General features: G+C 46.7%; 20 protein-coding genes. 14 read left to right on the top strand and 6 right to left on the bottom strand.

The window, feature by feature from the left end; genetic code table 11:
• Positions 1–2 precede the first annotated feature (2 nt).
• The 4 genes from UNH61_RS23015 (at position 3) to UNH61_RS23000 (ending at position 3,864) form a co-directional block, all read left to right on the top strand.
• On the top strand, positions 3–2,042 hold the full coding sequence (locus UNH61_RS23015; protein ID WP_326994362.1) for a TonB-dependent receptor plug domain-containing protein: 2,040 nt from the start codon (positions 3–5) through the stop codon (positions 2,040–2,042).
• A gap of 95 nt (positions 2,043–2,137) precedes the next feature.
• The gene (locus UNH61_RS23010) at positions 2,138–2,827 is read left to right on the top strand and encodes an NUDIX domain-containing protein (protein ID WP_326994361.1); all 690 of its coding nucleotides are present in this window, start codon (positions 2,138–2,140) and stop codon (positions 2,825–2,827) included.
• Between the two features lie 3 nt (positions 2,828–2,830).
• On the top strand, positions 2,831–3,154 hold the full coding sequence (locus UNH61_RS23005) for a hypothetical protein (protein WP_326994360.1): 324 nt from the start codon (positions 2,831–2,833) through the stop codon (positions 3,152–3,154).
• Positions 3,136–3,864, top strand: coding sequence for a metallophosphoesterase family protein (locus tag UNH61_RS23000; RefSeq protein ID WP_326994359.1), 729 nt, complete (start codon positions 3,136–3,138; stop codon positions 3,862–3,864). Before UNH61_RS23005 ends, UNH61_RS23000 begins: the two co-directional genes overlap by 19 nt.
• Positions 3,865–3,981: 117 nt before the next feature.
• On the opposite strand, the gene UNH61_RS22995 is transcribed toward UNH61_RS23000, so the two are convergent.
• The 5 genes from UNH61_RS22995 to UNH61_RS22975 form a co-directional block, all read right to left on the bottom strand.
• Positions 3,982–6,528, bottom strand: a complete 2,547-nt coding sequence (locus tag UNH61_RS22995; protein ID WP_326994358.1) for an outer membrane beta-barrel family protein — start codon at positions 6,526–6,528, stop codon at positions 3,982–3,984.
• A 129-nt stretch (positions 6,529–6,657) separates the two neighbouring features.
• Positions 6,658–7,371 carry a LytTR family DNA-binding domain-containing protein gene (locus UNH61_RS22990; protein WP_326994357.1) on the bottom strand — a complete coding sequence of 238 codons (714 nt, stop codon included), beginning with the start codon at positions 7,369–7,371 and terminating at the stop codon, positions 6,658–6,660.
• A 2-nt stretch (positions 7,372–7,373) separates the two neighbouring features.
• A complete protein-coding gene (locus UNH61_RS22985) occupies positions 7,374–8,414 on the bottom strand; it encodes a histidine kinase (protein WP_326994356.1) in 1,041 nt (346 codons plus the stop codon).
• A gap of 178 nt (positions 8,415–8,592) precedes the next feature.
• Entirely contained in the window at positions 8,593–9,891 is a 1,299-nt protein-coding gene (locus UNH61_RS22980) for an AarF/ABC1/UbiB kinase family protein (protein WP_326994355.1), read from the bottom strand.
• A gap of 5 nt (positions 9,892–9,896) precedes the next feature.
• Positions 9,897–10,523, bottom strand: a complete 627-nt coding sequence (locus tag UNH61_RS22975; RefSeq protein ID WP_326994354.1) for a TetR family transcriptional regulator C-terminal domain-containing protein — start codon at positions 10,521–10,523, stop codon at positions 9,897–9,899.
• A gap of 502 nt (positions 10,524–11,025) precedes the next feature.
• Here UNH61_RS22975 and UNH61_RS22970 point away from each other — a divergent pair.
• A complete protein-coding gene (locus tag UNH61_RS22970; protein WP_326994353.1) occupies positions 11,026–12,426 on the top strand; it encodes an RtcB family protein in 1,401 nt (466 codons plus the stop codon).
• Between the two features lie 114 nt (positions 12,427–12,540).
• On the opposite strand, the gene UNH61_RS22965 is transcribed toward UNH61_RS22970, so the two are convergent.
• On the bottom strand, positions 12,541–12,903 hold the full coding sequence (locus UNH61_RS22965) for a hypothetical protein (RefSeq protein WP_326994352.1): 363 nt from the start codon (positions 12,901–12,903) through the stop codon (positions 12,541–12,543).
• 273 nt (positions 12,904–13,176) lie between these two features.
• On the opposite strand from UNH61_RS22965, the gene UNH61_RS22960 reads away from it, so the two are divergent.
• The 9 genes from UNH61_RS22960 to UNH61_RS22920 all read left to right on the top strand — a co-directional run bounded on the left by UNH61_RS22960 (position 13,177) and on the right by UNH61_RS22920 (position 21,096).
• Positions 13,177–13,452 (top strand): hypothetical protein, encoded by a 276-nt coding sequence (locus UNH61_RS22960; RefSeq protein ID WP_326994351.1) that lies wholly within the window; start codon positions 13,177–13,179, stop codon positions 13,450–13,452.
• A 125-nt stretch (positions 13,453–13,577) separates the two neighbouring features.
• Entirely contained in the window at positions 13,578–13,799 is a 222-nt protein-coding gene (locus UNH61_RS22955; RefSeq protein WP_326994350.1) for a hypothetical protein, read from the top strand.
• 18 nt (positions 13,800–13,817) lie between these two features.
• Entirely contained in the window at positions 13,818–14,210 is a 393-nt protein-coding gene (locus tag UNH61_RS22950) for a hypothetical protein (RefSeq protein ID WP_326994349.1), read from the top strand.
• A 21-nt stretch (positions 14,211–14,231) separates the two neighbouring features.
• Positions 14,232–14,621, top strand: a complete 390-nt coding sequence (locus tag UNH61_RS22945) for a DUF2750 domain-containing protein (RefSeq protein WP_326994348.1) — start codon at positions 14,232–14,234, stop codon at positions 14,619–14,621.
• A 24-nt stretch (positions 14,622–14,645) separates the two neighbouring features.
• Positions 14,646–15,359: a hypothetical protein gene (locus tag UNH61_RS22940; RefSeq protein WP_326994347.1), complete on the top strand. Its 714-nt coding sequence runs from the start codon at positions 14,646–14,648 to the stop codon at positions 15,357–15,359.
• A gap of 98 nt (positions 15,360–15,457) precedes the next feature.
• Positions 15,458–15,841, top strand: a complete 384-nt coding sequence (locus UNH61_RS22935) for a DUF1801 domain-containing protein (protein WP_326994346.1) — start codon at positions 15,458–15,460, stop codon at positions 15,839–15,841.
• 81 nt (positions 15,842–15,922) lie between these two features.
• Entirely contained in the window at positions 15,923–16,483 is a 561-nt protein-coding gene (locus tag UNH61_RS22930) for a sigma-70 family RNA polymerase sigma factor (protein ID WP_326994345.1), read from the top strand.
• A gap of 54 nt (positions 16,484–16,537) precedes the next feature.
• The gene (locus UNH61_RS22925; RefSeq protein WP_326994344.1) at positions 16,538–17,662 is read left to right on the top strand and encodes a FecR domain-containing protein; all 1,125 of its coding nucleotides are present in this window, start codon (positions 16,538–16,540) and stop codon (positions 17,660–17,662) included.
• 203 nt (positions 17,663–17,865) lie between these two features.
• Positions 17,866–21,096 (top strand): TonB-dependent receptor, encoded by a 3,231-nt coding sequence (locus UNH61_RS22920; protein ID WP_326994343.1) that lies wholly within the window; start codon positions 17,866–17,868, stop codon positions 21,094–21,096.
• Positions 21,097–21,100 lie beyond the last annotated feature (4 nt).

The following is a 21,100-nucleotide window of genomic DNA, read 5'->3' as shown; positions in this document are numbered from 1 at the left end:
AGATGATGAAAAGACTATATTTTGTTACTACTACAGCGGTGTTGTTGCTGGCGGAATATCATGCCCGCGCACAACACGGCAAAGGAACGAAAGATACCCTGCATACTCAATTGTCGCAGGTGGTGGTGAGTGCTCCCCGTATTGAAAGGGAGATGATGAAAGTGGATCTTAAAATGATACCGGTGAATACGGCGCAGGATCTGCTTCGTAAAGTACCAGGACTATTTATCGCACAGCATGCCGGTGGAGGAAAAGCTGAACAGATCTTCCTGCGCGGATTTGACTGCGACCACGGAACAGATGTTAATATCAATGCCGATGGGATACCAGTGAACATGGTATCGCATGCACATGGGCAGGGATATGCCGATTTACATTTTCTTATCCCCGAAACCATAGAAGGGATTGATTTCGGGAAGGGCGCTTACTACGCCGACAAAGGTGATCTGAACACTGCCGGCTATGTGAACTTCAGCACTTACGAACAGTTGCCGGATAATATGTTCAAGCTGGAAGGCGGCTCTTTTAATACAATGAGGGCCATGGGGATGTTGAGGCTGCTGCCGGATACAGATGACGCCAAGAGCCATGCCTGGATTGCCTCCGAGTACAATTATACCAACGGACCGTTTGATATAAAACAAAACTTCAACCGGTTTAATATCATGGGGAAATTCAGCACGCAGTTCAATCCGCGCGACTATCTTTCCATACAGGCCTCCACCTTCAACTCCGGCTGGAACGCCTCCGGGCAGATCCCCGAACGCGCCGTGAGGGAAGGAATCATCAGCCGCTGGGGCTCTATAGATCCTACAGAAGGCGGGAGCACTTCCCGTACCAACCTGGCACTCACCTACCGGCATATGATAGATGAACGTACCGATTGGCAAAGCTTCTTCTATTACTCCCGTTACAAATTCAACCTGTATTCCGACTTTACCTTTTTTCTGAAAGATCCGGTGTTTGGAGATGAAATAGAACAGAAAGATGATCGCAGCATGTATGGGTTTGATCACACGTTCACGAAGCGCTTCCTGTTACCCGGTAGCTATCTCACCTGGAAAAGCAGTGCCGGCCTGCGCCTCGACGATATCGGCGATCTGGAGCTGAATCATGTATACCACCGGGATTCATTATTGAACCGTTTGTCGTATGGCACGGCTACTGAAACTAACCTGCATGCCTATACGGAAATAGAATGGCGTAAACGGAAATGGGCGATCACACCGGCAGTGAGAGCAGATCATTTTATTTTCAACTACCACGATAAGCTGAATTCCCTGCCAGCCGGTCAAAACCAGGAGGCAACCCGTGTAAGCCCCAAGCTGAACATCGTGTACACTGCCAGCCGCATGGCGCAGCTGTATCTGAAATCGGGCATGGGTTTTCATTCCAACGATGTGCGGGTGGTGATGATGCAAAAGGGGAAAAGCATTCTGCCATTTTCGGCAGGAGTGGATCTGGGCGTAGTATTGAAGCCGGCCAGGAACCTGATCATACAACCTGCGTTGTGGTACCTGTATCTGCAGCAGGAGTTTGTATATGTGGGAGATGAGGCCGTGGTAGAGCCTTCGGGGAAAACGAAACGGCTGGGAGCCGACCTGAGCGTACGCTATCAGCCGTTTAACTGGCTGTACCTCGATGCAGATGTAAACTATGCACACGGACGTTTCGTTGACGAGCCGAAAGGCGCCAATTATATACCGCTGGCACCGGAACTGACCAGCACGGGTGGCATCTCCGTAAAAATCCCCGGTGGCTTTTCTGCCAATATGCGTTACCGTTATATGAGAGCACGCCCGGCTAATGAAGACAACTCGGTGATAGCGAAAGGATATTTTGTAAATGACCTGTCGCTCGCCTATAGCCGCCGGCATTGGGAATTCACGATACAGGCACAGAATGTATTCAATACCAACTGGAACGAAGCCCAGTTTGAAACAGAAACCCGTCTGAAGAACGAACAGGCACCGGTAACGGAGCTTTGCTTTACTCCGGGAACACTCTTCTACCTGAAAGCCGGTCTGGCTGTGAAATTCTAGCACTTTCCCTTTTTTAGCCTTTTTCCGGGAGGTAAGTTTTTTAGGTTATCTCCCGGAAAATTTGTTACTTCATGTTAAAATGACGCAAACAAAACATGAAGCAATTCCATGAATATCAGAATCCGTCGCTGGCGGTAGACCTGGTGGTTTTCGGGTATCACAGCGATACCTTGTCGGTGTTGTTGCTGAACCGTAAGGAAGAACCTTTCAAGGACTGCTGGACGCTTCCCGGAGGTTTCCTGCAAATGGAGGAAACATTCCTGGATACCTGCTCCCGTATTCTGCGCACGAAGCTCGGCATGGACGAAGTATTCCTGGAACAGCTGTATTCGTTCGACGATCCGGCCCGTGATCCCCGTGGCCGGGTAATTGCGGTGGGGTATTATGCACTCATCAACCCGTCCAAATTCAACATCGTGGCCGGTAGCATGGCAAACGATGTGAAGTGGTTCAATGTGCGGAAAATACCAGCGCTGGGTTTCGATCACAAGCATATTTTCAAAGCAGCCCTGCAGCGGCTGAAATCCAAGATCCAGTATTACCCCGTTGGTTTCGAGCTGCTGGACGAACTTTTCACTATCACAGAACTGCACGAACTGTACGAGTGCATCCTTCAGACTACTATAGACCGGCGCAATTTCCGGCGCAAAATTCTCGATGCTGCTTACGTGATCAACACAGGACTGAAGCGGGAGGGCCTGAAGAACCGGCATCCTGAGCTGTACAAGTTTAACAAGCAGCTGAAGAAGAACAGCTTTCATATTAATATACCATCAGAAACCTGATTTATGGAAAAGCAATTGTATACCCCTGATATTTTTGTGCTCCGGAATTTTTTATCCCCGGAAGAATGTATTGCGCTGATTGAGCAAAGTGAAGCCCTGGGCTATGAAGAAGCGATGGTGGATGTAGGGAATGGCGTGCAGCGTATGGTGAAAGGCGTGCGTAATAATGAGCGGGTATTGCATAAAGACCAGGCATATGCTACCTTTATCTGGGAACGGCTGAAGGGGGGGCGGCATGAAGGAGCATTACTGGCGGCCGGGGTGAAGTATGTGCTGAGAACGGATATTATGTACAAACAGATAAACACATGGCAACCTACGTCATAGGGGATATACATGGCGCCCTGAAAGCGCTGCAACAACTGATAGAAAAGATAAATCCGAAGGAAGAAGACACATTGATATTTTTAGGAGATTGTGTAGACGGATGGTCTGAATCGGCCGGAGTCATCGCCTGGCTGATGGAGTTGCAGCATCGTTATCACTGTGTTTTTATTAAGGGGAATCACGATGCCTGGTGCGAATCCTGGCTGAACGGCATTATGCCGGAACCCATCTGGGTGCGCAGCGGAGGAGCTGCTACCATCAGCAGTTATGAAAATTTGCCGGACGACGTGCGTGCCCTGCACCGGGAGTTTATCAGCAGGATGCGTTTGTTTTTCATCGACGACCAGCAGCGTTTATTCGTGCATGCCGGTTTTACTTCTTTGCATGGCCCTGAACATGAGCGGTTTGAGCATATGCTGTATTGGGACAGAAGTTTGTGGGAATTGGCCCTGGCGCTGGATTCAAGGCTCTCGCCCGAATCATTGTTCTATCCGCGCCGGCTTAAGAAATTCAAAGAGATTTACATAGGGCATACTCCCACGCTGAACTATGGTGAGGACGCGCCTATGCGTGCCGCGAATGTATATAACTTAGATACCGGTGCTGCATTTACCGGCCGTATCTCCGCTCTGAATATCGATACAAAGGAAGTGTGGCAAAGCGATGTAGTGCAATGGATGTATCCTGGGGAAAAAGGACGGAATGGTTGAACAGTAAAGAATTAAGAATGGAGAATGAAGAATGAAGAAATAGCGGGGAGATAGTAACGAAGTTGATCTTCGCGTTTACTATCTCCCCGCTATTTCTTCATTCTCCATTCTTAATTGCTACTGTATTACTTCCTGCATTCCCTGCATGCCGGCACCCATATTCTTTCTCTTGAACAGGGAGGCATCTACCTTACCGAATCTGTAAGCCAGGGTCAGGCGGATCATCTGCGGATCGCGGAGACGGCTGTAGTATTGTGTGAAGTAAGCACTTTCAGAGTACTGATCAGACCAGCGGCTGCGGAAGATATCGCTGAAGGCAAGTGTGGCGGAAGCCGCGTTGTTCTTCAGGAAGCTCTTCTTGATAGCAGCATCCACACCCCAGAAGGAGGCGATATAACCCTGTGAGGCGTTTTGTGCCTGCTGCATGGGTGGACCTGCCTGTACATTCTTGTTGTCATTTACCGGCAAATTGGTCTTAGACTGGTAAGTACCCGTTAGCTGTACCTCGAAGTTGTAAGGTAGTCTGAACGTGTTGTTCAGTTTACCAAACCAGCTCCAGAGAGCATCCTGCGACTTAGCCACATTGCTGGTATTGATTTTCGAGTTATAGATATTCACGTTTGCGGTAAGCGTCCACCATTTGGTAAGGCTGTTCATGGTAGTCAGTTCCGCACCGGCCGAATAGCTGGAATTGGCATTGATATAAGTGTTCACCAGCAGTTCCTGTCCGGTTACCGGATCGGCTTCTTTGGTCAGGAAGCGGGTGATCAGGTTGTTAGTATAGCGGTAGTAGACAGACGCCAGGAAAGTGTTGTTGCCTTTGAACGTTTTCAGGTACGACATTTCCATTGACTGTGTGAATTCCGGTACCAGGCCCGGGTTTCCTTTGGTGATATTCAGCTTGTCAGTTGAATCAGTAAAGGGGATCAGCTGGAAGAAGTTAGGCCTGTTGATCCTGCGGGTATAGCTCAGCTGCAGTTCCTGCTGGTTCTTCAGTTTCTGGCTGAGGAATAGCGAAGGGAAGAGGCTCACGGGGTAGCTGTTGGAGAAATGCTGTCCGTTATTGAGCAGGTCGCCGGAATAGCTGGAGCTTTCAGCGCGTAATCCTACCTTATAGCCGAAATTACCAACGGTATTGGATACACTGGCATAGGCCGCATATACATTATCGCTGTTTTTATAGTTGTTGGAAGCCGCAGGAATCAGGATATAATCCTGTTTGTCGTGATCGAAGATGTAGTTATTGAAATTACTCTTCGTAGTGCGGATTGCTGCGCGCAGACCGGTTTCCAGCTTCAGTTTGTTTTTAAATGGTTTTACAAAATCTGTTTGTATGGTCGTGAAGCTTACGGAGCCGGAGCCAAGTATCCGCTGCAGGTCGCTGCCGAAGATATTGTTGTTGCTGCCATAGTAATCAGTTCTGTAATTACCGTTGTTGTTGCTTTTACCGCCGAAGTAGTTGAAATCGGCTGTCAGCTCTTCACCTTCCTGCGGGAAGAGGTGTTTCATGCCCAGCACAATCCCGTTGGCGTTGAACTTCATTTTAGAGTCGGAGTTACGCTGGCTGTAGGAGCTGAGCTTGGCGTTGTTGAGACTGTCCGTATGGATATCGATTATTTCGCCTGGCTTCATTTCTCCATGCACCTTGATTCCCGCGATAGAGAGGGTAGTACGGTTGGTAGCGAACCAATCGAGACCTACTTTTCCGAAAAGAAATCCACCATCTGTTCTGTTGGAATTGTTCTGGTGGATAAAAGTAGCCGGCGTTTCCGCGAAGTTGTTGCGATCGGTGGTACCGTTAGTCCGGTTTTTCATCTGGCTGCCCATAGCGCTGGCCGAGAAGTTAACTTTGTTCTGGCGGAGGTTGAAATCGGCGCCGCCATTCAGCGCACCGCGTTTATCAACACCGGCTCTCAGATTTCCGTTGTAGCCTGTTTTACGGTTCTTCTTCAGCACGATATTAAGGATGCCTGCGGCGCCGCCGGAGGCATCGTATTTAGCAGAAGGGTTGGTGATCACTTCCACGCTCTCAATAGCGTCTGCCGGGATCTGTTCCAGCGTGAGGGTTGTGGGGCGGCCGTCGATGTAGAGCTGGGGAGAAGAATTCCTGACAGTTACATTTCCGTCGATATCCACATTCACGGAAGGAACATTTTTCATGACATCGAGGGCAGTTCCGCCGGTACTAACGATATTCTTTTCTACGTTAAACACTTTTTTGTCCACATCCATCTGCATCAGCGGTTTGCTGCCAGTTACCGTTACGCCCTGAAGCTGAGTGGTACTGGATTCCAGCCTGATATTGCCGAGGTCTTTATCGAAAGGAGGAAATGTCACAGGTTTTTCAACGGTTTTATAACCAGTGGCAGTAATCTTCATTTTCAAAGGGCCTCTGGCTGGCAGGTCTTCGATGGTAAACTCGCCATTACCCTTAGTGAGGGCGCCTTTCAGTAATTTTTCCTGTAGTTTTTTTGTGGCCGAATCCATTCTGTTCTGGAGAATGATGACAGAAGCATAGGCAACAGGTTTTCCATCCGGGTCAACAATTTTTCCATAAACACGGCCGGGCATGCCCATTCCCATAGGCATTTTCCCGCCGGGGGCTTGTGCCCGGGTACTCATTGAAAGCAAAAACAGGGTGATAAACAAATAAATCTTTTGCATTGTAAGTTGAATTGAGAGGGGCAAAATTATATCGAGATATTGTATTAATTAAATGAAATGAGATGAGCGGGGGAAAAATTGCTACGAAACCCGGGATATAGTTGCCGGTTTCCTACAAGATAAAAATGATTACTGTCCGGCTTTTCCGGCGATAGCATATACGGTATCCCGGTAAGTATCGCCGATAGGGAGCTCCAGGGTATCCATGAAAATACTGTTTTTGCGGATAGATGTAATGGCGTCAACAGATACGATATACGACTTGTGAATGCGGATGAACCTGGCAGGCGGCAATTGTTCTTCGAGACTTTTGATACTAACGCGTGTTATAACATGTTTTGAACTGCTGTTGAGATGGATTTTTACATAATCTTTCAGGCCTTCGATCCAGGCGATGTCTGCAAAAACCACTTTCAGGAGGCTGTAATCCACGTTTACAAAGAAGAAGTCGGGCTGTTCTTTGTTTGCTTTGGCGGAAGTTCGCAGCTGGAACAGTTCCTGGGCCTTATTGCAGGCTTTGATGAAGCGTTCCAGGGATACCGGTTTTACAAGATAATCGGTAACCGACAGGTTGAAGCCCTGCAGTGCGTATTTTTCGTAAGCAGTAATAAGAATCACCAGCGGTTTATTGGGCAGAGATTCTATGAACTGCAGGCCGGTAAGTCCAGGCATCTGGATATCCAGAAATATCAGGTCTATCTCCTGGTGCCGCAGGATCTCCATTGCCTCAAATGCGTTGTTACATTTGCCGATAAGCTGCAGATAGGGCACCATGCTGATATTATCTTCCAGCAGGTCCAAAGCCAGTGGCTCATCATCTATGGCAATACATTTCATCGTCATGGTCAATGAAGATTTAACTGCAAGGATACTACAAACCAGCCATCTTTTGCATCCGTTTGTAAAAGATATTGGTCGCCGTACAGCAGATTCAGGCGTCGTTTTACGTTAGCGAGACCGATACCGCTGGTTTTATCTTTTATTTCAGAGGAAGCAGCATCATATTTATTTCGTACATAAAAGAACAGGCGGCCTGGCCTGGTATACAACTGTATATCGATCGTGGCGTCGAGTATCATACCGGTGCCGTGTTTGAAGGCATTTTCCACGAACGGTATCAGCAGCATAGGCTCAATTTCGTAGCTGCCATCTACCGGTTCCAGGGATACATTGATCTTTACGATTTTGCCGAACCGTTGCTGCTGAAGGTCGATATAGCTCTGGAGGTACTCCGTTTCTTTTTGCAGCGGCACTTTTTCTTCATCGGCCTCGTAGAGCATATACCGCATCAGCGACGACAGCTTGATCAGCGAGGGTTCCAGCAAGTCCGATTTCTTCCTGGCCAGCGACACCATGTTGTTCAGCACATTGAACATAAAGTGTGGGCTTACCTGTGAGCGGAGCAGGGTCAGCTCCGTTTTCAGGTTTTCATTCTCACGGGCACTGCTTAGCCGTTCCTGGCGCATTTTATCCACTATCATCTGGAAAGTAGTGCTGGTAGAAAGAATGAAGATGTTTACGAAAACAGTAAATAATATAGCAGGTTTTATGTCGATGACATGTGGCTTCAGGAATTCCTTTTCGAAAATATAGCGGAGTACACACTGGTACACCAGGGCACCCAGTATATATAGGATATATTCAAATGTTTTCTTTTTATATATCAATCTGGGCACCAATATCCAGGCATTGATATAAAACAGGAGAATCATGTTAACATAGGTGATATACATGAAAATGGTCCAGGCATCTTTTTCATTCATTCTTTCCTGTGCGTGCGCGTCGGAAGTGGGACGCAGCAGATAAGGCAGGGAGAAAAAGATCAGCCATGCGATAAGATGAGTGCCCGGTATTGCCCATTTTTTCTGGAACCATTCCTGTTTCATGGCGGCAAAATAGAGATTTTGGGGAAAATGCGGAGGGGGAGTTGCGACGAAAGGAACGAATCCTGCGGTGAATTAAGAATATGGAATGAAGAATTAAGAATGACAGCGGAGATAGCAGCTGAGTTGATATTCGCGTTTACTATCTCCGCTGTCATTCTTAATTCTTCATTCCATATTCTTAATTCTTAAACGCTGTTCTGACTTTCGCTTTAAGGTCACTCAGAATGGAATACAGACCGAAATATGTTCTATTGATGTACAGACTATGCCGGGAGCCGCGGGCTACTTTGGAATCGCGGACCTCTTTCATGTTGTACAGTTCGTCCATGTAAGCGTATATTTCATTGAAATAGGCTTCATTGCCGAAGTCAAAGGATTCCAGGGTAAAGGGAAGCGTCATGAGATTGATCATGTGCTGGAAAAGGCCGGAAAAGAATTCCACTTCCTTCGGTGTGTCTGTAGGGTGGATCATTTCCAGGTTGTAGTATATTTCCATGCGGCGTTTATCATCTTTCAACACCTCTTTATCCACCAGCAGGAAGTAATTGGTATAGAAATCCTCCGGAATTTCCTTAACACAGCCAAAATCGAATATTCCGACGGTGCCATCGGGGCGCATGAGGAAGTTGCCGGGATGAGGATCGGCATGTACCTGGCGCAGGTGGTGTACCTGGAACTGGTAGAAATCCCACAGGGCCTGGCCGATTTTATCGCGGGCTTCCTGGGAGGGATTGGTGAGCAGGAATTCCTTCAGATGAAGGCCGTCCAGCCAATCCATGGTGATGATGCGTTCGGACGACAGCTCGGGGTAATACACCGGGAATTTCAGATTGGGAATATGTGCGCATTGGCGGGAGAGCTCCATAGACCGGCGCAGTTCCAGTTTATAATCGGTTTCTTCCAGCAGCTTGCTTTCGATTTCGTCAAAATATTTATCCATATCTACTTCGTTCATCCCTACAATGCGTATAGCAAAGGGTTTCACGATACGGAGGTCGGATTTGACGCTGTTGGCAACGCCCGGGTATTGTATCTTAACGGCCAGTTTTTTTCCGTCTTTCACCGCCTGATGTACCTGTCCGATAGAGGCTGCGTTGGCAGCATGCATGTCGAACTGGTCGTACAACTGCGCTGGCGATTTGCCCAATGTCTTCATAAAAGTATTTACCACCAGCGGTCCACTCAATGGCGGGGCACTGTATTGCGACATCGCAAATTTCTCCGTGTAAGCTTTGGGCAGCATGCCCTTGTCCATACTGAGCATCTGGGCAACCTTCAGGGCGCTGCCTTTCAGGTTACTCAGGGTATTGTAAATATCGGCCGCATTGTCGAGATGAAGTTCCTCCTTGGTGATAGAAGGATCCATCAGCTTGCGGGTGTAGTGTTTGATATAGTTAGTACCAACTTTAAGTCCTGTCGTAACGAATTTGCCTGCCCGTTCCACCCTGGAGGTGGGAATATTGGATTGTTCTTTCATGTCGCTTATTTGCGCGTAAAAATAAATTTCCCGAAATCCAGCAGGCTGTCAAGGGTATTAGACTTGATAAGCTGGAAGCTCAGGTTCACCGCTTTTTCGATAGCGGCATCCGTCATTTCAAACTGAGAACTGGTATCATCCAGCCAGTATTTGAGTACGAACAGCGCCTGCAACCAGAAGCCATGTACATATTGGTCGGAGATGTATTTTCTCTCTTTTATTTCGCTGGACTGGTAGCCTTCTTTCACAAGATTGGTTACATACGCATTGAATGCGTGGCGGAAGGTTTCCAGCTTATTCCGGTAGAGGTCGGGCAACCGGAAGTGTTTGCGTTGCAACAGCAGATAGCTGCGGTCTTCTTTCAATTTCTGTACCCACAGGAAGTAAAAGGCAAGTAGTTTTTCCTGCGCGTTATACTGCTGATAGGTTTCATCTGCCTGCAATTGATCCAGTGTGTTCTGGAATATAGCGAGCCAGATATCCTTTTCCACAGCTTCGAGCGAACTGTATTCCTCGTAAAACGCGGCCTCGGTGATTTCTATCTGTTTACAGAGAGCGTATACAGAGACAGGCGCATTACCATTCTCGAGCCAGTATACTTTATAGGCATTGCGAATGAGCTGTTTGTTCATAAGAAATATTTTAGTTGTTTATTGATTTACCCGCCCGGCCTGAGTTGCCGGAGGTTAATGGCGGGCGTCTACAAATTTACATCAGGAAGAGGGATATTCCCTTTTTTAGTATGGTATGAAATGTTAAAATCCGCGGGAAAAAAAGAGGAGAGTAGTTTCCCGGAAATCTATTTGTTGGTAATCAAAAAAATAAACATACCTTTGCACCCGCATTCCTACATTATTGACTACTAAAACGTAAGGAATCATGACAGAACATACCCACATATCGCCTCTTTCGTTTATTGCCTGATCAGGCAAACGCAACGTTTTACATTTGTATAAGACGGACTATTACCCTTGTTTATTCGTGTGCACCTGTACGTTATACTTTTTGTTTGCCTGACTGTTGCAATATCGATTATCTCACCTGAGATCAGTTTTTCATTTTTTTATAATCGTGCAAATGATTTTCGTTTGTGCATGACCGTGGTATGCCCGGTCGTTATAACAACTCCATTATATGGGCAGTTTAAAAACAAAAGAATTAAGTAAAATAGGTTATACCAATGATCAGGCGAGGAGTCTGGTTATCAATATTATCTCCCGTCATTTCAAGCATCATACCAGGCAGGAGATCATTAGTTTGCTGGAAGATATCAAGGCAGATCCTGCGAAGTACCAGTCGGACGAAGTGTTAGGCCGCATTGCAGCCACTTTCCTCGATGAACCGGCGGAATGCCGTTTCAAGTCGTACGACCTGTTGGAGCAAACCGGCCAGCTGAAAGTATACGGCGGCAAAGAAATAGAACGTTCCGCCAAACAGCAGATGGAAGTAGCGATGGCACTGCCGGTAACCGTGCAGGGAGCACTGATGCCGGATGCACATACCGGCTATGGCCTACCCATCGGAGGAGTACTGGCGGCCAGTAATGCGGTGATTCCTTTCGCAGTAGGCGTAGACATTGGTTGCCGTATGGCGCTGAGCATATTGGATGAAGGAGAAAGTTTCCTGAAGCGTTACGGTTACCAGGTAAAAGTGGCGCTGAAAGACTTCACACATTTCGGTATGGAAGGCGGACTGGATTTTCAGCAGGAGCATGAAGTACTGGATAGTCCGGCGTTTCAGTCGACGGAAATGCTGCGTCGTTTGCAGATCAAAGCCGCCAGGCAGCTGGGTTCTTCCGGCAGCGGCAATCACTTCGTGGAGTTCGGGCTGATAACGTTGAAGGAGGATAATGCTCTTCAGCTGCCCGCTAAACAATACCTGGCTTTATTGTCGCATTCCGGCAGTCGCGGGTTGGGCGCCAACATTGCGCAGCATTATACGCAGATAGCGATGAATAGCTGCAAGCTGCCGAAATCGGCGCAGCAACTGGCCTGGCTGGATATGAACAGTGAGGCAGGGCAGGAGTACTGGCTGGCGATGAACCTCGCAGGCGATTATGCCAGGGCGTGCCACGACCGTATACATATCAATTTGTTGAAGGCGCTGGGTTTGCAGGCGCTGGCCACAGTGGAGAATCATCACAATTTTGCCTGGAAAGATACCCTGGCAGATGGACGGGAAGTGATTATTCACCGCAAAGGTGCTACGCCGGCGCATGCCGGAGAGATGGGAATTATTCCGGGTAGCATGTGCAGTGCCGCTTACCTCGTAATGGGTAAAGGCGTGTCGCAATCGCTTTACTCCGCCTCTCATGGCGCGGGCCGTGCTATGAGCCGTGCGCGGGCAAAAGAAAATATGACCGTTTCTGGGATGAAAAAAATGTTATCGGCAGCGGGCGTAACGCTGATTGGTGGCAGCGTGGAAGAGAATCCGCTTGCGTACAAAGATATAGAAAGTGTGATTCGTGCGCAGGAAGAGTTGATTGAGATACAGGGTCGGTTTGTGCCGGCGATTATGAGAATGAATAAAGATTAGATGACGATCAACTTTGGACGTTACAGGGCGGTGTTCCTTGAATAACAAATGAAAAGGGCTGTGTACATTTCACTTTTGTATACAGCCCTTTTTCTCTTATTTCAAAGTTTAATTTTAAGATAGAATATCGATCTTGATGTATCCGTTGGCGATATCATCAGCGGTTACAGTATGAAATTTTGCCAATGGAGAATTTAGTGTATTCAGGCGAATGATATCACCCTCCTGTACAGCCAGATCACATTCATAGATAGGATCAAGCGCGTCAGCAGTAGCTGTTAAACCTGTGTTCATGTTGGTAGCAGTGTAGCTCAGAATGGGGAGTATGGTTTCAATCCCCGCGATGGTTTGTGATACGCGTATTCTTACGGTTACACGTGCAGCAGGAGTTGCATGTTCAGTTTGGGTGGTGGCAAAGGAGTTGCTACTGGTGAATGATGGGAGAATGAGGGTGGCAGCTAAAATAAGTGTTTTCATAAAGATCGTTTTTGATGAGGGAATTGGGTTTGGGGGTAAAAGTAAGTGGGGTGGCTGCGATGGGAAGGCGGGGGATTGGATCGCATAAAAAATTCGCTTTTTATTGTTAATACTAATTATATTGTAAATGAAATAACTTCTTGTTAGCCGTACTGTTTTTAGTATAGAACTGCCAACATAGTAAGTAGACCCCGGATGTTTTCAGTGTGGCCTGATACTGTTAGCTATTTGGAACATGCCGTAGCGATACTATCGAAAAGTAAAATAACTAATATGACTATATATACATTTGTTGCGGAATTTAGAGGGGGTACATATATTAGTCAGATTAGGGCGACTGATGTAAATAGCGCGATGATTTTGTGGGGTAAAAGTTTAGACCTGACACAGATAAAGTTTCTGGGAGATAAAGGGAAGATAGAATTACAAGTGAAGCTTGATAATGAAAGCCCAACTGAGGTGAGGGAAGTTGAGAATGTTTGGTATTTTTCTTTAAGAATAAAACCTGGTTTTTTTATGGTCAATGTGATAAAGACGGCAGAATCATAAAAGGCTTCGTTTTTATTACAACTTTACGTGTAATCATTTCGATAAATGGTAACATATGTATGAAATAATTCCTTTCAGACGTGTTGGTCAGTTTGAATTTAGTACGGGTATAATAATATATCTTGATGGAGAGAGATTTGATTTTTGCCCTAAAGGCGAAGGCGAAAGTTGGGATACTTACAGCTATAGAGAGCTTTTTTGAAGTTTTTAAAGTTGGCCTTGACAGGTTTAATATTGATGATTATTTTGAATCAGAGGCAGGCTCTTTTTTCTTCAGAAGGCGTGAAAGAAATGCCCTGACAGTTGGGCGGCTGGAGACGGCTGTGGAAGAAGGGTATCTGCTGTAATAATAAATAAAACGGCCTATGAATTTCAAAGCTGCATTACAATATGTTCCGATTGGTGTATTGGCTGTAGCATTAGCCTATAGCATTTACACTGTTTCAACTACCAATATAATATTGGTTGATAAATTTTACCCTGGTATTTTCCTCGTGTTAATCAGTCTGATAATAACCCGCCTGAAACCCAGGGCAGGAAGATGGTTTACCCTTTTTACTTTATTTGTTGGAATGTTGAATCTGGTAACTTTTACTCCGACGATGGAGGTGTATTTTTTAAGATGCGGCTTAAATGGAAAGGGAATAGAATTTGAAATACAATCATTCTCATTGCTGGTTTTTATTTTATTTGTGGTTATAAATATTAAATCTATTACAGGACGTTTACAGAAACGATTGGATAAAGTACAGGAATAGCATCTATACATAACACCACGCATGAAAAAAATATCTCAAAAAGAAATAGACAACGTCATAAAACTTTCCCCCTTCGAACGCTATCAATACACCATCAAATGGATAGCAGACGGAGAAATGATGTACTCATTAGCCGAAAATAACAATCTGGCCATCGCAGAAATAGGTGACAAGAAAATGCTATCCCTGTGGAGCGCCGCCGAATATGCGCAGTTATCAGCTACAGGTGAATGGGAAGGATATGAGGTGATGGCGATCAGTATCGATAGATTTGCTACGGAAATCATCGATCTGATCGACAGTGAAGGCTACCTGCTGAATATCTTTTCTGTCGGCGATAAATCCGGATTTATAGTTGATATAAAAGAGTTTATGAAGGATCTGGATGACGAGTTAGGTAAATACGGATGATATCAATATTCCAATTAGAGTATCATGAAAAGAAACAATCGGTTTTCTCTCAAAACATTGGCTATTATTGCAGGCGCCATAATTATGGCAATGTTGATAGGTCGTGCAATCATCTTTGTTGCGTCGGCCATAGACGAATCTACTATTATCCCAACAACCTCACGCGATGAAAATAATCTGGTCTCTTCAAAATACACTGGTAAGCTGGGTAACGGACTAATCCTTCAATTTAAACAGAGAAACCCGGTAGTGGTAGTAAGCATCGACAGCAACTATCGCCTGGTGTCTTACAAAATAGATTTACGGGAAGATATCCCGTGGAATCAGTTGCTGACTGTGAAAGAAAAGGGTATAGAAATACCTGGCCTGACGGGGTATCATGGACTTAGCAAGGGCCTTGAGTATGAATTTATGTGCCGGGGAGATCATGTTAATCCTGTTGCCAAAATATTTCTTACCATTTCCGGGAAGGCGATACAGCGGGTAATACAGAATGACAGTATTATTAGTTACTCGCTTATCTGTAAGAGCTTTTCAATAAAGTATGAAGAGAATGGCCAGAAGGATATTGTGGTGTCAGGAGAGAATATCCCAATGGGTTTTGGTGCTGTAAGGAGCGTTCCGATGAACCTGTTGTTTTTGAAGCGGGGTAATGCGGCGTATTTGACAATCCTGAACGCGAAGGATCTTTCTGAAATTAAGCCTGATTTGCTGAATGATATTATTGTTGGGAAGTAGATGTATTAAACCCTGTCGCACTTCACCCCTCCATTTGTCGCCTCCTCACCCCCTCCATTCCATCCTCACCCCCTAACTTTGCCCTAAACACTCAAACCATGAAAGCTACCACCGTCGAAACCACCGAAGCATACATCGCCGGATTTCCCCCGGAAGTTCAGACCATCCTCGAGCAGGTCCGCGCTACCATCCGCAAATCCGTTCCAGACGGCGAGGAAGCCATCCGCTACGGCATTCCTACTTTCCGCCTGAAAAACTCCAACCTGGTACACTTTGCCGCCTTTAAAAACCATATCGGTTTTTATCCCGCACCCACCGGACTCAAAGCCTTCGAAAAAGACCTGTCCGCTTACCAGACAGGAAAAGGCTCCGTTCAGTTTCCTCTCGATAAACCCATGCCGCTGGCACTCATTACCAAAATCGTGAAATACCGTGTGGAGGAAACATTGAAAAAAGCTGTAAAGCCAAAGAAGAAAGCCTGACCACTCATCCGATATTCACGTAAATCCGGCCGTTTTTAGTTATTTTTATAGCCAACGTCGGATATCAACCAATTATTATACGTGGAGGAACTGAGTGACATAGCGCTTTTGCAACGACTATACCAGGCCGATGAAGCGGCCTTTACTGAGATATTTCGCCGCTACTGGGAAAAGTTATATGCCATCGCATATAACCGTCTCCGTATCCGCACTGCTGCTGAAGATGTGGTACAGGAAGTCCTCGCCAGCCTCTGGCAGCGCCGGAACGAACTGAATATCCAACATCTTCCCGGTTACCTCGCTACCGCCACCCGCTATGCCGTATTCCGTCAGATCAGCCGCTTGTTGCCCGATCAGCCTATTGAAGCTACCGACGCCGTATTACAACCGGCAGAAGACCCCGCTATGGACCTGCTGGATTATTATAGCCTGCAGCAGCGACTGAATCAGGCGATCGACGGATTGCCCGAAAAATGCCGCCTGGTTTTCCTCTACAGCCGCCGCGATCAGCTCTCTAATAAAGAAATCGCCGCTACACTGCAGCTATCTGAAAAAACAGTGGAAGCCCATCTCACCAAGGCTTTGAAACACCTCCGGCTTCGCCTCCGCGATGTGTATCCCTATCTTTCTTTCTTCTTCTGAAAAAAAATCTGAAAACGACTAAGGGTTGCCGGCACTTTTTTGTACTCTGTTATTATGCAGTACCTGAAAGACCTGATCCAACGTTATCTGAAAGGCAATGCCAGTAGGGAAGAAACCAACGCGCTTCACGACTGGTACAATAGTTTCGACGATACTGAAGTACCGCTCCCGCTGGAGCCGGGGGAAGACCGGCAAATGCTGGAGCAGCGGCTATTGGGTAAATTAACGCCCCTGTTACAGGAAACTCCCTCCCGGAAGCCCCGCTACCGGCCATATGCCATAGCTGCCAGCATTGCAGCGCTGATTGGGGTTGCAGGCTGGTTTGGCTGGCAACACCAACATACGGCGCCGGCACAAACTAGTATAACTGTTGCTAAAGCAGGCACAGATAAATCTCCGGCCTCCCAAAAAGCTGTACTCACCCTCGCCGACGGATCCACAATCGCCCTCGATGATGTCGCCAACGGCCCTCTGAGCCGGCAGGGTGGCGCGAATGTAGTTAAGAAAAACAAAGGAGAGCTTTCTTATCAGGGCACTTCGCCGGGAGCTGAAATAGTGTATAACACCCTATCGGTGCCGAGAGGAGGGATGTATCAGCTGGTACTTCCGGATGGCACCCGGGTATGGCTGAACTCTTCTTCATCCCTGCGCTATCCTACTGCTTTCAACGGCGCAGAAAGGAAAGTAACGCTGCAGGGTCAGGCTTACTTTGAAACAGCGGCTGATGCGGCACACCCCTTCCGGGTACAAACCGGCGCCATGGAAGTAACCGTGCTGGGCACACGGTTCGATCTGATGGCTTATCCCGACGAACCAACGATTAGTGCTACCCTCGCTGAAGGCAGAATCAGGGTAGAAGATAAAATACTGCAGCCCGGTCAGCAGGCTGTGCTGGCGTTGAGCAATCATGAGCTGTCTGTAAGAAATGTAGATGTAAACAGGATCATGGCCTGGAAAAACGGCCTCTTTGTGTTTAATAACACTGATCTGGCTACTATTCTCCGGGAGGTAGCCCGCTGGTATGATGTAGAAATTGTATACCAGGCGAAGCCCGGAAAAGAATTATACGGAGGCGGTATCAGCAGGCGCCTGAACCTCTCCGCAGTACTGCATGTGCTGGAAGAAAACGGAAGTAATCACTTTAAAATTGAGGGAAACAAAGTAATAGTAACACCATAAATCTTGTAAAAAAACGTATGAACTGAGTTATTGAACAATGGAAAAACCGGAGGTGGTGACAACACCCCCGGCAAAAGTCCAGCATCCTGTAAGATCACCAAGATCATTTAAGAATTCTAAACCTTATTAAAAGTATGGATTTAAAATTTAAGGAGAAACGATTTCTCCCCAAGGGACTTTTATTAACCAAAATTTTGAGGGTTATGAAAATGACCACCTGGCTTATCCTGATCGCCTGCCTCCATGTAAGCGCCAGGAGCTTCTCTCAACAGGTATCCCTGTCTGTGAAGAATATGCCACTGCAGAAAGTATTTGCAGAAATTATCATCCAGTCGGGCGCAACGATTATCTACAACGAATCTTCGCTGAAGAACACTACTCCCGTTACGCTCCATGTGGATAAGGCTTCCGTGCAATCGGTACTGGAAGAATGCCTGCTGCATCAGCCGCTGACGCTTGCCGTGAACGACGGCGTATTCGTGATCCGGCCGAAGCTTGCGCCGGCAGCACCCGCCGATACGGTGGGGAAAATAGCGGGTGTAGTCAGAGGCGCCGATGGTACACTGCTTCCGGGGGCTACGGTGATCGTCAAAGGCAGCACGCGGGGAACTGCCACTAATGCAGGTGGACAGTTTACCATACCTGCCAGGCCCGGCGAAATACTGGTATTTACTTTTACCGGTTTCGAACGACAGGAACTGCCCGCCCATAACGGCATGCAGGTGACCCTGCACACTGCCAACAGCCAGCTCGATCAGGTAGTAGTGGTAGGCTATTCCGATAAAAAGAAAAGCGAACTTACCAGCTCTGTTACGGTAGTTGATGCGGCCAAATTAAAAGACGTTACTACCAATGATGTGGGTACTATGTTACAGGGTAAGGTGGCCGGTCTTCAGGTAGTAAGCAGTTCCGGCGTGCCCGGAGCAGCTGCAGAGATCCGTATGCGTGGCATATCTTCCGTGAATGCTTCCCAAAGCCCATTGGTGGTGGTGGATGGAATTATTGGCGGTAATTACGACCCGAATGATATTGAGAATGTAACTGTTTTGAAAGATGCCGGCGCTACGGCTATGTACGGATCGCAGGCCAACGCAGGAGTGATCATCATTACTACCAAAAGAGCCGGTTCAGGAAAAACCCAGTTCCAGGCAAAGATCACAACGGGTTTCCGCACGCCCGATTTCGGAACAATGGATATGATGAACGGTCGTCAGTTGTACGAACATCAGAAAGAATATTATCGCGATTATATTCCCGGAAATACAAATAATTCTTATAAGATCGACCTGCTTAAATTTTATAACGAACGTCCGCTTTCCCTGCTGAATCAGAACTACAACTGGCTCACTGATATGTTCCGCCGTGCGCCGATGCAGAATGTTTACCTGTCGGCCAGTGGTAAAACAGAAAAAGCTGACTATTACCTCGGCCTTTCTTATTACAATGAGAAAGGAACGTTTATGAATACCAACTACCAGCGGGTAAATCTCAGGGCCAATTCTACCTACCACTTTACAAAAAATATCAGTCTTACCAATAATATCAATCTCAGTGGCGCTTTCGGCAAAACGTACGACTATAACGATATGTACTATGCCTTCCTGAATATGCCCTGGGATAACCCGTACGACAGCACCGGTAAAGCTTTGTATGTAGATGGGAATTCTGCTTTCAAGTGGTGGTCGCGCGATAAAGTGAATCCTATTCATACCATTCAGCACTCCGAACATCCCTATAAAAATTTCGATGTCAATTACGATATGGGATTGAATATCGGCATTACCCGCTGGCTTACTTTCACCAGTACCAACCGGCTTTCACTGGGATATAACAAAAACAAAACCTGGTATTCACCGGAAGTTGCCGGTCAGTATCATGGTACCGGTTATCTGAATGAGCTGAGTACACTCAACTATGGTTATATTTCCAACAACCTGTTGAAGGTAGATTTCCGTATGGGAGATCATCGTATCAGCGGTCTTGCTGGTGTTGCCTTTGAAGGCAATAATGTAGAAACAATGGGCGCTTCCGGTAAAGGGCTTCCGGTTGGATTGAAGGTACTGAATGTAGTGGCTAATAATCAGCTGGTGAATGGTAGTCTTAATGAAGCCATCATACAGTCTTTTATCTCTCAGGTCAATTACAGTTACCTCGATAAATATTTCCTCACCGGCTCGTTCCGTGTGGATGGTTCTTCCAATTTCCCGTCGGGTAACCGTTATGCCCCCTTTCCTGCTGTTTCTGCAGCATGGTTGTTGAGTAATGAAGATTTTTTGAAAGACAACAATATCTTCACGAATGTAAAGCTGCGAGCCAGCTATGGTGTTACCGGTACGCAGGATATTGGCTCATCGCGTTACCTGGCGTTGTTTTCACTGAATGGTCAGTACAATTCGCAAACGGCTGCTACGCCTTCACAGCTGCCAAGCCCGGATCTTACCTGGGAAAGCAAGTATCAGTGGAATGGAGGGATCGACCTCAGTTTGTTTAAACGGATCGACCTGACATTAGATGTCTATAATAACATCACAAAAAATCTTTTGCTGCAGGTATCACAGCCTTTGTCGGTTGGATTTGAAACCCGTTGGGAAAACGTGGGAGAGCTCGTGAATAATGGGGTGGAACTGGGTATCAGCAGTGTGAATATCAGCAGCCGTAAATTCAGATGGAGTACTGATTTTAATATCAACTTCAACACGAATAAACTGCAAAAGTTCCCGGCTAATATCATCAATACACAATCTACCTGGAGCATATCGCAGATCTATCGCAACGGTGGAAACCTGTATGAATTCTATATGCCTAAATGGCTGGGTGTGGATAAGCAAACCGGAGCACCACAGTGGGAGGTGATCAATAAAGATGGTTCAAGGAGTGCTACTTCCGATTATGCTGCCGCTACTTATGAAGAAGTAGGGTCGGCGCTGCCTAAGTTCCAGGGAGGCATGACCAATACGTTTACCTACAACGGCATTTCATTAGGTGTAAATATTTATTTTCTGTCGGGCAACAAAGTATACAGCAATAACCTGCGTTTTGTAGAAAACGACGGCAACGAGCCTTACTATAACCAGGTGAATCTACCGGGGGGAAGCCATACCTGGAGCCATCCGGGCGATGACGCAACGGAGCCGAGTCCGCAGAATTCCGCCAATAGCACGCAAACGTCTACACGCTTTTTGAAAGATGGTAGTTTCCTGGCATTACGTAATATCAGCCTGAGCTATGAGTTACCACATGCGCTGGTGAGCCGGTGGGGAATGCAGGGTGTTTCTGTTGGCTTCACTGCTGATAATGTGCGCACGTTCACCAATTTCCTGGGCCAGGATCCGCAAACCACTATCACACCCGGATCGCAGGTGATGCCCGGTGTATCGGATTTCAAATATCCGAATAACCGTCAGTACCTGTTCAACATTAATTTCAGATTCTAAACTG

It is taken from the genome of Chitinophaga sp. 180180018-3, assembly GCF_037893185.1.
Taxonomy (GTDB): domain Bacteria; phylum Bacteroidota; class Bacteroidia; order Chitinophagales; family Chitinophagaceae; genus Chitinophaga.
This window is presented reverse-complemented; position numbering and strand designations above follow the sequence as displayed.